We start from the raw sequence: 13385 nt of genomic DNA, 5'->3' as shown, positions 1-13385 counted from the left end.
ATTATGATTGGATTGAGCACGTCATCCGACTTCCTCTCTCGGGGGGAAGGAACGTGTATCTGATTTTACCAAGCAGAGAACGAGTTTCTCAAGGAGGGATGGGGTTATCATGTATAGAACCGTTGCCGATTTCATCACGGAATGGAAGAACGAAGCCGCTCTAACGCAAAGAATTTTAGACAGTTTGACGGATGAATCCTTACAGCAGCAAGTATATCCTGAAGGGAGGACGCTCGGAAGGATTGCATGGCACTTCGTAACGAATATTCCTGAATATTTGTCTGAATTTGGCCTTGTCATCGATCAGGTACCAAATTCAGCAGAAGTACCTGCAGCGAAGCAAATCGCGGAGACGTTTAAGCTTCTAAGTTCCGACGCAGCAAAAGCAGTTGAAGAACAATGGACGGATGAGACGTTAACGCAGGTACAGAATGCTTTCGGTCGTCAGGAATCCAATGCTACCATCTTCATGGGATTGATCAAGCATATTGTCCACCATCGGGGACAGGTTACCGTTCTGATGCGACAAGCGGGATTGAATATCCCGGCGGTATATGGCCCTTCAAAGGAAGGGTGGATACAAATGGGAGTGGAACACCCGCCGCTGTGAACGTGTACGAGCTTGTAAAACTCGCCATTGTTCAAGCAAATGAAGTCGCGAATTTCGCGGCTTTTTTTGTTGAATCTTTCCCTCCCGCAAAAAAGCCCCCTAAGGATAGGAGACTTTTTGCTTGCTTGTTTGCATACGGTACTGGGAATCGGAAATTGTAGAGTCACCATGGTGGCTGCTATATTCATGTGCAGGTAGAATGTGGAGCGGTAACCACGGTTAAACAAGAATTTGTGCAACTCCTTTACGGCTTAGTCGAGAAGAGAAGGGGGATCGCCGGGCGGATTTTGTTCATGGCGCGTTCTTTTGTCTCATCCAGCACATGGGTATAAATCTGCGTGGTGGATATATCCTCGTGTCCGAGGAGCTCCTGCACAGCACGCAGATCAGCCCCGTTGCGCAGCAGCTCGGTGGCAAAGGAGTGTCTTAACTTATGAGCGGATAGAGATTGACCGGATAACTGCGGAAACTGCTCGGTCATCGCCTCAAACGTCTTCTCGGCTATCGTCTGCACCATGCGTTTACTGATTCTGCGCCGAAACTGCGATACGAAGAAGGCGTTATCCTTTGTGCTTCTGGGAACCATCCGTTCTTCGAGGTACATATGCAGCAGCTTGTTCAATTCGGCGGGGAGGGGGATGTATCTCCATTTATTGCCCTTACCCAGCACTGCGATGCTGGAGTTCTCCATATCAAAGTCCGATAGGTTCAGCTTCACGATCTCGCTAACCCGAAGACCCGCATAAGCCATAAGCGCGATGATGGTCACGTCGCGGATTTTATATCTTCCTTCAATTCCATTCAGGCAAGCATCCAGAATCGGCTTTTGAAGATAGGTAGGCTGACGGTTCTTCTCCACCTTGGCTTTTTCGATATCCATGGCAGGATTGATGCTCGCCAATTTGAAACGGATCATGACTTTATAGAAGAGACGGATGGCGGACTGGCAGCGATTTCGATATCGCGCGCCGGCACCGCTTTCCCGCACCTGCGTCAGATAATACATCACATCAATGTCCGTGACTTCCGTGATGGGTTTCCCCTCAAGGCTGTTCAGGAAGTGCTTGATATCATGAAGATAGGCTTGTTGTGTATCCTTGGCGTATTCGCGATCCTTCATATAGGAGAGAAACAGCTTCATTTCCCGCTCATAGTGCTCAAAAACTTCGGTATAGTTCATCGCTTCACACCCGTCCAATCGTTTAGAACAGAAATTGCATTAAATATAGATTTAATGCAATTTATATTATAGCAAAATCGAGCAATTTGGCAAAATGATAGCGGCTGCCAGCGTATGCCTGTTGCAAGCTCCGTCATGGAATGGAAGCCGTTAAGAAAGGCGCATTTCGTGGGATATATATAAAAAGCACGCCAAGTCCATATCGATGACTTGGCATGCTTTGTTGGAGAGTTGATTCGTTAAATTCAATACTTGATTTTAAGAGTATCATCAGGAAGATACACGCCCTCGGAGCGGGTAATCGGAAGCTTCTGTTCCGCGGAGAAGCCGATGGTTTCCCCGTCCCTTAGCGTGACGTCCTGCTCCACGATGTATAAAGCAATGTCCATCAGGAATTCACGGAGCTCGGCAGGGGTAGCCTGGCTGTCCAGCACCTCGATCTCGTCCTTGCCGAAGGCTCTGAGCCCATAGGTATATCCGTTAATTCCGGTTTCGGTGCCAACTAGACCAAAATATACGAGATTTAACAGGGGAAACAGATCCTCGGTCTTCATCGTCTCGGCCATCTCGATATAGAACTCAGGCTGAAATACGGTGCCGGACGAATAGAGCCCGACGGCATTCGGCAGCTTCAGACAGCTGGCCGCCAGTTTGGCGAACACTTTGCCGCTATCCAGCGGAGACGCGGAGCGCTTAAGCACGGCCAAAATAAGCTGGGCGACATGGGTTTGGGTGACCTCGGCAGCCTCGGGCCACAGGTAGTTCCCTTGAGCGTAATGCTCGGCCTCGCCATCCGGCACCGGGGCATCGACGAAGCTGACTGCAATCATGCAGCCCTCCGCCTCAAAGACCAGCATTCCTTCCTTCTCCTCTTCGGCGCTGCTGTTTTCGGGGGAGCAGGAGATGCTCCAATCGCGCAGTAGATTAGCTCTGATCTGCTCCAGATCGCATTCGGGCGAGTTCAACAGCACGAAGCCGTTGAATATGCCGGATGACGTTTGGTTATCTGTCGCGTTATCCTCTGGATTCTCCGCCGATTCATACTGCGCCGCCTGCTGCATCCAATACTCCCGGATCATATTGACCATGGATATCGCTTGCTCCTCCGCGGTAGCAGGATAATAAGGCTGCATCTCACTGAATACATGACCGCAATGCTCGGTGTCCGAGGCATGTTCATAACCGCCGCACACGCCAACCAGCCATTTACCAAGCATGGTCTTCTTATATTTGAATATGTAGTAATGCATGCCATGGAGATTGAATTCTCCTGCTAATTCGATTTTGCTGGGCTTATGTCCAAGCTCTCGTTCATTAGCCAGCCATTCGATCATGGCTCGCTTGGCTGCTTGCTGTTGGACTGTCGTCATGGGTTTCTCTCCTTAAATATGTGTGATATATTAACTGTTATATTTTACAAGCTATTGAATGGCTCAGCAATAGATGGAAATTGCTAGTTTATGACCAGAAGATGGTATGACCATTGCCTTCTTCACATATAACTAGCAGGTTGGTTACATAGAATGTGGAATAGGGTGTTTCGTTAAAATTAAAAATGGCTGAGTTGTCATGAGAGGTGAGAATGTGAAACTTGCAAGGATTTCATATGAACAGAAGAGCGTATTGCGCAGCCTCATGGAGTTATATCAATACGATATGAGTCCGTATGAGGATGACAGCGATAATGACGTTAACGAGCACGGTCTTTACGATTATAAGTATTTAGACCATTACTGGACCGAAGAGGGACGCCACCCTTACTTTGTCAAAGTATCCGGGAAGCTTGCCGGATTTGTGTTGGTGAGGGAAATCGAAGCCTCAGATCTTTCAGATCCCGGTTACTCCATGGCAGAATTTTTTATTCTTAAGAAATACCGCAAGCAGGCTATCGGCAAACAGGCGGCTTTCCAAGTATTCGAGTGGTTCAGGGGGAAGTGGAGCATCGCTTGGTTGGAAAAAAATCTGCCGGCGCAAAACTTCTGGACAACGATCATCTCGGAATATAAGGTGGGCGAATATTCGGAAACCACGTATGCAGGCAACCCTGCCATCGAATTTTATTCCTAGTGCCAGCTCTTACGAAAAGTTCTTGTTAAGCGTATCGGACGATTGTATTATGGAAGGAAAAGTAGCCGGAGATGATCTTATGAGCAAGATTCAATTCTCAGCACAAGTTCGATTGGTATCCGATATTTCCCGATCCAAGCAGTTTTATGAAGAGGTGCTCGGTTGTGAAGTGAACGATGTTTGGGCGGTCAGGGATAATTTTGCGCTCGGTTTCAAACTGATTCAGGCGGCAGCGATTACGGACGTTAACCCGAATCCGGCAGGCAAGGACCAACAGACGCCATGGGATACATACGCTTATGTGGATACGCACCAAGAATTAGATGAATTATATGAAGAATTGACCTCCAGCGGGGCCGAAGTGGTACAGGAGCCTGTGCTCATGGAAGCAGATTGGGGCGTGTGGAAGGATTTTGCGATCAAAGATCCGGATAATTACGTGATTGCTTTTGGCTCCGGTAAAAGGAATTGAAGGTGTGAAGATGGACATCGATACAAAGCAGGTTTTGATTAGCAGCGACCCTTCCCTCCTGAATATGGACGTCATTGTACAATTTTTGCGTCAAAGCTATTGGGCTAACGAACGCTCCGATGAGAAAATCAAGAAATCGCTAGAAGGCTCAACATGCTTTGGAGCCTATCTCGACAAGCGGCAGATCGGATTTGCAAGGGTCGTGACCGACGACGCAACCGTGTATTGGTTATGCGATGTGTTTGTGGATGAGTCTTACCGTGGGCATGGCATAGGAAAGAAGTTAATCGAAACGATTACCACCAGCGATGACTACCGAAATTTATTCGGCATCTTGTCGACGCGGGATGCTCATGGTCTATACGAACAATATGGATTTGTCCGCGATCATGGAAAAACATTGACTCGATTGCCGGACTTTCTGAGAAAAGCTTAATTTTACATAAGGGACGACATTTGATACAAGCAAAGCCCTGTTAAGGAAGGGGTTCTATCATCTATGATTATTTGGGTGAACGGCGCATTCGGCTCGGGTAAAACCCAGGCTGCGCATGAGCTGCAGCGAAGAATACCGAACTCGTACGTGTACGATCCGGAAAATGCAGGCTATTTCATTCGCGATAATCTTCCGAAGGATGCCACACGCGATGATTTTCAGCATTATCCGATGTGGAGGGAGTTTAATTACTCCATGTTTAAGCATATGGACCAGGAATCCGATCAATTGATCATTGCTCCGATGACCATATCAAACGCGGCATATTTCGATGAAATCGTTGGGAACCTGAGACGGGACGGCGTGGTTGTCCAGCATTTCACGTTGTGTGCTTCCAAGGAAGTCCTGCTAAGACGATTGCGGAGCCGAGGGGAAGGTGCGAATTCGTGGGCAGCGCAGCAAATCGATCGGTGCATGAGCGGATTCTCGAATGAAGTGTTCCAGCGTCATATCGATACCGATCATCTGTCAATCGACGAGGTGGTAGAAACCATCGGTGCTTTGGCGGATGTGAAGTTATTGCCCGATAACCGCAGCAATAGCCGGAAGAAATTCGACCGTTTAAAAACCAAGTTTGCGCACATTCGGTTTTTCGGGTAAGCAAAGGGTTGTGATTGATCAAACAATAAGAAAAGAAGGCGATTTCTCTTCATGAGAGGTCGTCTTTTTTTGTGCATGGAATATGAGTGGAACCTGACCTATTAAAATATTTGATTATAGCTAAATAGTTTGCCTATGCGAAAAACATATGCTGATGATATGGATATTATGGATTAAATCAAGCTTTTGAAGAAGTGGATTGAAATACGGCGTGTACGAATTTATAAAATAACATTGACAAAAACCTAAAGATGGATTATTTTTGTACATAGGAATTAAAGTTGCACTAGAGCAAAACAATTGGATGACGGCAGGACGAGGTTATCATTTACATTAGAATGGTCGACTCATTATTTATTTGGAGTGGAGGAGAAAAAAGATGAAGAACAAGAGGACTAGTAGAGGCAGGATATTCATGGGGGCAGCCATTCTGGGTATATTGCTGGTATTATCCGCATGCGCATCGGGAGAAGCGAAGCAGGACGGCGCGGCAAGCGAGCAGCAAGATAAGAAAATACGCGTGGTGACAACCATTGGACAAATTGCGGAACCCATCTCCGTTATCGGAGGAGATCGGGTGGAGGTGCTGAGCTTGATGGGACCTGGCGTCGATCCGCATTTATATAATGCCACTCAAGGCGATATCAAGAAGCTGGATAGCGGGGACGTTATTTTCTATAGCGGTCTTCATCTGGAAGGCAATATGACGGAAATCTTCGAACAGATCGGAAAAAACAAACCCGTGCTCGCGATAGCGGACGCCATTCCGAAGGATCAGTTGCTTCAGGATGACACGCAGGCGACCGATCCTCACGTATGGTTTGATATCGATCTATGGAAGACCTCCTTGGACTCTGCAGTGGAAGAGCTTAAGTCGCTGTCTCCCGCCGATGCCGACTATTTTGAAGAGAACAAGCAGAAGTATTTTGCGCAATTGGAAGAGCTGAAGGCGGAGGCGAAGGATAAGCTGGGGCAAATACCCGATGAGCAGCGGGTCATGGTTACCGCTCATGATGCCTTTGGGTATTTTGGACGTATGCATGGTCTGGAAGTCGTTGGTCTTCAAGGCCTGAGCACCGAGGATGAAATCGGCCTCTCGGATATTAACGGCACGATCGACCTACTGCTGGAGCACAAGGTGCCTGCCGTGTTCGTCGAATCCAGCGTCAACCCGGCATCGATCAATGCCGTCATTGAAGGAGCTGCCAAGAAAGGGCTAGACATTAAGCTTGGAGGCGAGCTCTTCTCCGATGCCATGGGCGAGACGGGAACGACGGAAGGCACTTATATCGGAATGTACCGTCATAATGTCGAAACAATCTATCATGCGCTAACAGGAAGTGGTGAATAAGATGTCTGTACTTGAAGTTCAAGATCTCCATGCATCGTATCGAAAAAATAAAGTGCTACACGACGTGTCCTTCAACGTGGAGCAGGGCTCGTTAACCAGCATCGTCGGGCCGAACGGCGCCGGCAAATCCACCTTGCTGAAGGTCATGCTGGAGCTTCATCCGAAGCTGTCGGGGAATGTTTCCTTCTTCGGGTCCAGCTTAAGCAAAACGAAAACTCGCGTCGGCTATGTGCCGCAGCGGGGATCCGTGGACTGGGATTTCCCGACCGATGCGCTGGATGTCGTCATGATGGGGTTATACGGACGGGTGGGGTGGCTGAAACGGCCAAACAAGAGTCATAAGGAAAAAGCGATGGCATCGCTTGATCAGATGGGCATGGCAGACTTTGCCGACCGGCAGATCAGTCAGCTCTCCGGCGGACAGCAGCAGCGCGTATTTCTCGCAAGGGCGCTCGTTCAGGATGCCGATCTCTATTTCATGGATGAGCCGTTAGCTGGAGTCGATGCCGCAACCGAGCGGGCAATTATGACAACCCTGAAGGATCTGAAAACGGCGGGCAAAACCGTGATGGTGGTCCATCATGATCTGCAGACGGTTGAAGATTATTTCGACCATGTGCTGTTGTTGAACCGTACGGTCATTGCGCACGGGAAGACGGAAGACGTCTTCACGAAGGAGCAAGTTTACCGCGCATACGGCGGTTCGCTTCGCTGGATGAAGGAGGCGTAGAGCATGCTCCAATCATTATTATCGCCGAATACGCAGTGGGTATTGTTAAGCACGTTAATTCTGGGCATGGCAGCCGGCATGATCGGCTGTCTTGCCTATTGGAAGCGGCAGAGCTTGATGAGCGATGCATTGTCTCACGCGGCGCTGCCGGGTGTCGTAATCGCATTTGCTTTGACGGGAAGCAAGAACCTGGTGGTCATGATTCTCGGGGCAGCCGCCAGCGCATTAATCGGGGCCTGGATGATCCAGTGGATTCGGACCTCCAGCCGCATTAAAGAGGATACGGCGATGGGCATGATTCTATCCGTGTTTTTCGGTTTGGGCATTATGCTGCTGACGATCGTGAACCGTACGGCCGGCGGGAATCAAAGCGGACTGGATAACTTTATATTCGGTCAGGCAGCATCCATGGTTCGCAAGGATGTATTCACGATGTTAATCCTGGCTGTTCTGGTCATTCTCGTTGTCTCGATTGGTTTTAAAGAATGGAAGCTATTTCTGTTTGATCCCGATTTTGCCCGGGGGTTAGGGATGAACAGCCGCCTGATGAATTCCTTCTATATGGGGGTGCTCGTACTTGTCATCGTCATCGGCATTCAGGCCGTCGGTGTTATATTGATGGCGGCCATGCTGATCATTCCGGCTGTCAGCGCAAGATATTGGACTCAATCCTTCAAAATGATGGTCATTCTGTCGGCTGTATTTGGAGGCGGCGCCGGGTTTGTCGGTACGATCGCAAGCACTCTGGGAAAGGGATGGCCTACAGGGCCGTTCATCGTTGTAGCATCCTCCGTGTTGTTCACGATCTCTCTGGTCTTCGGGGCAGAGAAGGGTCTGCTGCTTCAGGCTCTACAGCTCCGCTCCCAGAAAAAACAGCATGTCGAAGCGGGTAGTCAAGCCGTTATAAGTTCCCGGATATCCGAGAGGGGGAGCAATCAATGACGTATACCGCATGGATCTTACTCACAGCCTCACTCGTCGGATTGTCCTGCGGCATCGTCGGCGTGTTCCTGATTCTGCGCAGAATGGCAATGATGGCCGATGCCATCAGCCACACCGTGCTGCTCGGCATCGTAACGGCGTTTATCGTTACCCGAGAACTCAGCGGTCCGCATATGCTGGTCGGTGCGATCATAGCCGGCCTGCTGACGGCGGTACTTGTTCAATGGTTTCATTCCAGGGGCGTGCAGCAGGACGCATCCATCGGCGTTGTTTTTACAACCTTGTTTGCCATTGGCGTCATCCTAATTGCGACACAGGTTGGCAACGCCCATCTAGATACAAAGCATGCGCTCATGGGCGAAATCACGTTTGTGCCATGGGACGTGATGCACGTTCCGCTTCTAGGCGAGGTACCGAAAGCGACCTTCATGCTGGCAGCCGTTCTCTTGGTCGTGCTTATCGTGATTCTGGTATTCTATAAGGAATGGAAGATCACCTCCTTTGATCCGGCACTTGCGGCCAGCATCGGCATTCCCGTCGTGCTCATGCATTATGTGTTCATGTCGCTCGTCTCCATCACAACGGTGGCATCTTTTGATGCCGTAGGGGCGATCATGGTGGTGGCTATGCTAATAACACCTGCCGCAGCTGCTTATCTGTGGACCGATAAACTCTCCATCATGCTGGTGCTAAGCGGGGCCTTTGGCGTCATATCGGCATTCATGGGCTATTATATCGCGGTATGGCTGGACACCTCCATTTCGGGATCCATGGCATTCGCAACCGGAATCGTATTTATCATCAGCTTTCTGTCATCTCCGCGACATGGCGTGCTTTCCCGTTATATTCATAAGTTCAAAACGCATGACAGGGAAGAGAAACTGGATGGAATTTCTTAATGTGAGATATTGAAAGAAGCTTGGGTGATAGGCAGCCCGGCTTCTTTTTTATTTTGCGACATACAGCGTGGTATAATTGGAAAAAATCGCCTCCCCCTGTGCCGGAGGCTTCATGAAGGAGTGAGGTACATATGCAGTTAGAGTCCCCTAGACTGACGATCCGCGATTTCCGGGAAGAGGATTTTGCGAGTATTCATGCCTATGCTTCAGATCCAAGAGTGACCGAGTATACGATGTGGGGACCCAATACGGAAGAAGATACATGGAAATATGTAGGGGAAATCCGCCAAATGATAGAGCAGAGCCCCCGTGATAGCTACGAGCTGGCGATCGTATTAAAGGATGGCGGTTCGTTGATCGGTGGCGTAGGGCTTCATCGATCCGATACGAATGCCGAGCTTGGATACTGCCTGAATCCCGCTTATTGGCGGCAGGGTTATGCTACCGAGGCCGCTAGGGTCATGTGTCGCTTCGGCTTCGAGGAACTGGGAGTCAACCGGATCTATGCCACCTGTCGGCCGGGAAACGTCGGGTCTGCTAGCGTCATGCGTCACATCGGGATGAAGCAGGAGGGGCATCTACGGCAGCACTTATGGTTTAAGGGCCGTTATCATGATTCCTATTTATTCTCCATCCTGAAAGAAGAATTCGACGACAGAAAATGACCGACCGTCTTGGAAAGGAGTATGTGCCCGTATGGTAAATAGCGAGTTATTGATCCGCCATAACGGAATATCGATTTACGAGGAAACGTCAGGCAAAGTGTATTATACCAAGGAAAATTATGTGTCCGTTGTTGTTCTGGCAAAGGATGGCGATCAACTGCTGCTGATCCGTCAATACCGAGCGGCCGTGGATGATTATGTTATTCAGCTACCTGGCGGCGGAATAGGCGAGGAAGAGGAACTGGAATCGGCAGCTCGACGTGAAATGCTGGAGGAAACAGGCTTCATCTGCGGTAAGCTTCACTACCTAGGCAAGCTGTACCCGGCGTCCTGGAGGTGCAACGAGATCGCGCATGTCTATTATACCGATGAGGTAATAAGCCAATCGGGCCAACAGCTCGAGGGATACGAGCGCATTGACGTGGTACGAATGAGCGTCACGGACTGCTGGCGCGGGATAAAGGAGAATAAGCTGCAGGATTCCGAACTGATTTTTGCCATGATGCAGGGCTTGCTTAAGGGATTTATTCAGCCATCATAATACGGAGGTTTTTGACTAAATGGATTTTGTTGAGATTTTCATCGTTAGAATGGATGCCATGCTTCAAGAGATGAGAGCGTTGAGAAAAGAAATCCAAGAGATCCAAGCCAACACACATATTATCGATAAAAAGGTTTAGTTATCAGTCAAAATCATTTGAAATGTACGGCTGCCTTTAGTGTAGGTATCATTCTACGCCATGGGCAGCTTTTTATTGTTCATGATGGACGTATTCATCATTTTGCATGGTCTTGCAAACTTGTCGAGGAGGAGTCGAATATACTCTATTACGAGCGGATAAGGAGGTCGACATTATGGGAAGGCACTTGCTGATCTATGACGTGCCCTGGTGGATCCTGGGCAAGAATGCCAAAATTATTCAGCAATATCATCCATCGTTGGACCTCATGTCTATGAGCGAATTGGATCTCTATCTTGGACACAAAAGCAGTGGAGAGTTGAATCGCCAATATGATCACATATCCGCCATGTGTCTTGGCATTGCGGCTTATTGCGTTTTCAAGAATATCCGCATCGATTCAGCGGCAGCCGTCTCCTATTATTACTTCAGTAAGCACTATGAAACCTATAGGGAATGGAAGGATGAACTCGTTCCCGATCCTGACTTTCTCAGGCTGGTTATTCCTAGAATCGGAAAGCTAGGCGCTATCAATCGGAGACTGGCTTCAATCTTGCAGGCCTTAGCACCAAGCGCATCTGTGGAGTATATCGGTCATTTCGTGGATGACCAATTGTTTCAGCCATTGCCTCTAGCTCGAATAGACAATGCTCCATTCGTGATCGGATGGGCCGGAGATCCCTCGAAAACCTCTAAAAACTACAATACTTTGTATATGCGAATTAAAGAGCATTTCAAGAGTGACGAAGGAATCGCTTTTATCGAAACTTCTGGAGCTTGCGCTTATGAAAGCATGCCGGGTTTTTATCATAAGTTGAACTTGTTGTTGAACACGGGAGCCAATGAAGGAAGCGGGGCTACTGTGCTGGAAGCGTATGCTTGCGGGGTCCCCGTTCTTTCCACGAATGTCGGGAATGCAAAAGATGCAGCTCACCCGGCTGCCCATGGACTGATTCTGGATAGCGACTCTCCCGAAGATTTTATACACAAGATTAACTATTGGAGAAATCGGACGGATGAGCTTCGAGAAATCGGGTTAAGGTGCAGGAGCCATATAGAGTCAGGTTGGAGGATTGAACATGCGATGAGCCGATGGCTCCGCGTTTTGTTCCAAATTTAGTCAAGCTCTGCAGGTGAGGAGGAAGAAAAAGATGTTTGACCAAGTTTCCGTTCTGATTCCCTACCAGTCGGATCATGGCGGGCCGAGGGATGCTGCGCTCAAGTGGGCGCTGGATTTCTACTCACGGACGATGCCGGGCATAGAAGTATGTATCGGTGAAGTCTCCGGTTATCCATTCAGCAGGTCGAAAGCCATTAACCGCGCAGCCCGCCAAGCAACGAGGGATGTATTCATGATTGCTGACTGTGATATCGTATATGATCCCAACCTCGTGCTGGAAACGATATCTTACGTGAATGACCGTCAATGGGTTATCCCGTTCAGTCGTATTTTACGACTGCCGGAGGACATCTCGCATATGATCCTGTCTCAAACAGCGGATTGGCCGCTCCCTACGATACTGGGAAATAGAGATGAGAACAGCGCTTATTATCTGGGAGGGTTGAATGCATTAAAACGAAATGCGTTTGATGCGGTGGGGGGATATGATGAACGGTTTATCGGCTGGGGCGGGGAGGATGAGGCCTTCGCATACGCAATGGACACCCTTATCGGTACCCACGTTCGATTGGACGGAGAAATGGTGCATTTCTGGCACCCATTTGTTGGACCAGAAGGCAATCCCCATTATGAAACCAACTATGCCTTATACAAACAATACAAGGAGGCAAGGGGGGATGTTCAGTCTATGAGCAAACTGATCGGTAGAGATTAAGCGTAAGGGCCAGAACAGGAAGGAGAGGATATTCTATGAAGCTGTCGGTCATTGTACCGGTTTTGAATGAAGAAACGTTCGTTCCCTTATATATCGAAAGCGCGAGTCGTTTTGCTCATGAAATCATTATTGTAGATGGAGGAAGCACAGATGACACTTTGAGGCATATTGAGCGCCTGCAGGATCGTTATTCAATCCGGTTGTTTCGTTTGCAGCAGAATGGAATGCCTTACACCGATGATTGGAATGAATCCCAAGTACGCAATTTCCTGATCGATCAAGCTCAAGGAGACTGGATTATGAATCTGGATATCGATGAATTGATGGATGATCGTTTTCAAGAAGCGCTGCCGGAGCTTATGGCCAACGCTGACGTGGATATATATCAGTTCCCGTTCGTCAATTTTTGGGGAGATCCGTGGACAATTCGAGTGAATAGCCCAGGGGATGAGCGATGGTCCAATGATATAACGAGAATGTGGAGGGCGAATAAAGGGATTCGTTATCGTGATGAGAAGCATCATTGCACGCTTGAAGCGGCAGAGGGGCAGAGCATATGGAGTATTCCAAGAGGGCGAAGCGATGTGAATATATACCATTATCATTATGCTTTGGGACGTAAGATCAAATTTAATGACAACCGGAGAAAGGACGTTAATTTACTTGAAAATGAAGGCGTGCCCGATTGGAGTTTTAAGCATTCGGAATACGAGATAGCCACAACTCCCTTTCAAGGTCGCCATCCAGAAGTCATTCGGCGTTACTTAAAGAAAATGGAAAAAGAGCCCCATTCAAATTAAACGCCATGACCATGCTTCTGAACGAAATTCAGAAGCATGGATGGGCTTTTATATCCCA

General features: G+C 48.6%; 16 protein-coding genes. 14 read left to right on the top strand and 2 right to left on the bottom strand.

Annotated elements, in window-relative coordinates; all coding sequences use genetic code 11:
• The first annotated feature begins 109 nt into the window (after positions 1 to 109).
• A complete protein-coding gene (locus tag HMPREF9412_RS04995; RefSeq protein WP_009590264.1) occupies positions 110 to 610 on the top strand; it encodes a DinB family protein in 501 nt (166 codons plus the stop codon).
• A 244-nt stretch (positions 611 to 854) separates the two neighbouring features.
• Here the strand turns inward: HMPREF9412_RS04995 and HMPREF9412_RS04990 are convergent, their stop codons facing one another.
• Together HMPREF9412_RS04990 and HMPREF9412_RS04985 are read right to left on the bottom strand one after the other, a co-directional pair.
• Positions 855 to 1790: a tyrosine-type recombinase/integrase gene (locus HMPREF9412_RS04990; protein WP_009590215.1), complete on the bottom strand. Its 936-nt coding sequence runs from the start codon at positions 1788 to 1790 to the stop codon at positions 855 to 857.
• A 245-nt stretch (positions 1791 to 2035) separates the two neighbouring features.
• Complete coding sequence (locus HMPREF9412_RS04985) at positions 2036 to 3160, bottom strand: DUF4261 domain-containing protein (protein WP_009590293.1); 1125 nt, start codon at positions 3158 to 3160, stop codon at positions 2036 to 2038.
• A 214-nt stretch (positions 3161 to 3374) separates the two neighbouring features.
• Here HMPREF9412_RS04985 and HMPREF9412_RS04980 point away from each other — a divergent pair, with 214 nt between their 5' ends.
• From HMPREF9412_RS04980 to HMPREF9412_RS04920, 13 genes are all read left to right on the top strand, one after another.
• Entirely contained in the window at positions 3375 to 3857 is a 483-nt protein-coding gene (locus HMPREF9412_RS04980) for a GNAT family N-acetyltransferase (RefSeq protein ID WP_009590210.1), read from the top strand.
• A gap of 79 nt (positions 3858 to 3936) precedes the next feature.
• The gene (locus tag HMPREF9412_RS04975) at positions 3937 to 4329 is read left to right on the top strand and encodes a VOC family protein (protein WP_009590218.1); all 393 of its coding nucleotides are present in this window, start codon (positions 3937 to 3939) and stop codon (positions 4327 to 4329) included.
• Positions 4330 to 4339: 10 nt separating this feature from the next.
• Complete coding sequence (locus tag HMPREF9412_RS04970) at positions 4340 to 4765, top strand: GNAT family N-acetyltransferase (RefSeq protein ID WP_009590277.1); 426 nt, start codon at positions 4340 to 4342, stop codon at positions 4763 to 4765.
• Positions 4766 to 4828: 63 nt separating this feature from the next.
• Positions 4829 to 5425 carry an AAA family ATPase gene (locus HMPREF9412_RS04965; RefSeq protein ID WP_009590260.1) on the top strand — a complete coding sequence of 199 codons (597 nt, stop codon included), beginning with the start codon at positions 4829 to 4831 and terminating at the stop codon, positions 5423 to 5425.
• A gap of 379 nt (positions 5426 to 5804) precedes the next feature.
• A complete protein-coding gene (locus tag HMPREF9412_RS04960) occupies positions 5805 to 6776 on the top strand; it encodes a metal ABC transporter solute-binding protein, Zn/Mn family (RefSeq protein ID WP_036671329.1) in 972 nt (323 codons plus the stop codon).
• Position 6777: 1 nt separating this feature from the next.
• Positions 6778 to 7506 carry a metal ABC transporter ATP-binding protein gene (locus HMPREF9412_RS04955; RefSeq protein WP_009590245.1) on the top strand — a complete coding sequence of 243 codons (729 nt, stop codon included), beginning with the start codon at positions 6778 to 6780 and terminating at the stop codon, positions 7504 to 7506.
• A 3-nt stretch (positions 7507 to 7509) separates the two neighbouring features.
• On the top strand, positions 7510 to 8448 hold the full coding sequence (locus HMPREF9412_RS04950; protein ID WP_009590249.1) for a metal ABC transporter permease: 939 nt from the start codon (positions 7510 to 7512) through the stop codon (positions 8446 to 8448).
• The gene (locus HMPREF9412_RS04945; RefSeq protein WP_009590223.1) at positions 8445 to 9347 is read left to right on the top strand and encodes a metal ABC transporter permease; all 903 of its coding nucleotides are present in this window, start codon (positions 8445 to 8447) and stop codon (positions 9345 to 9347) included. Before HMPREF9412_RS04950 ends, HMPREF9412_RS04945 begins: the two co-directional genes overlap by 4 nt.
• 131 nt (positions 9348 to 9478) lie before the next feature.
• On the top strand, positions 9479 to 10012 hold the full coding sequence (locus HMPREF9412_RS04940) for a GNAT family N-acetyltransferase (RefSeq protein ID WP_009590253.1): 534 nt from the start codon (positions 9479 to 9481) through the stop codon (positions 10010 to 10012).
• A gap of 31 nt (positions 10013 to 10043) precedes the next feature.
• Positions 10044 to 10553, top strand: a complete 510-nt coding sequence (locus HMPREF9412_RS04935; protein ID WP_009590247.1) for an NUDIX hydrolase — start codon at positions 10044 to 10046, stop codon at positions 10551 to 10553.
• Positions 10554 to 10867: 314 nt separating this feature from the next.
• The gene (locus HMPREF9412_RS04930; protein ID WP_009590250.1) at positions 10868 to 11812 is read left to right on the top strand and encodes a glycosyltransferase; all 945 of its coding nucleotides are present in this window, start codon (positions 10868 to 10870) and stop codon (positions 11810 to 11812) included.
• A gap of 31 nt (positions 11813 to 11843) precedes the next feature.
• Complete coding sequence (locus tag HMPREF9412_RS04925; RefSeq protein ID WP_009590269.1) at positions 11844 to 12527, top strand: galactosyltransferase-related protein; 684 nt, start codon at positions 11844 to 11846, stop codon at positions 12525 to 12527.
• A gap of 35 nt (positions 12528 to 12562) precedes the next feature.
• Complete coding sequence (locus HMPREF9412_RS04920) at positions 12563 to 13327, top strand: glycosyltransferase (protein WP_009590275.1); 765 nt, start codon at positions 12563 to 12565, stop codon at positions 13325 to 13327.
• The last annotated feature ends 58 nt before the right edge of the window (positions 13328 to 13385 follow it).

This window comes from Paenibacillus sp. HGF5, assembly GCF_000204455.1.
Lineage (GTDB): Bacteria > Bacillota > Bacilli > Paenibacillales > Paenibacillaceae > Paenibacillus_AQ > Paenibacillus_AQ lautus_A.
Note: the sequence above shows the minus strand (reverse complement) of the source record. Positions and strands in the feature narration are given on the sequence as shown.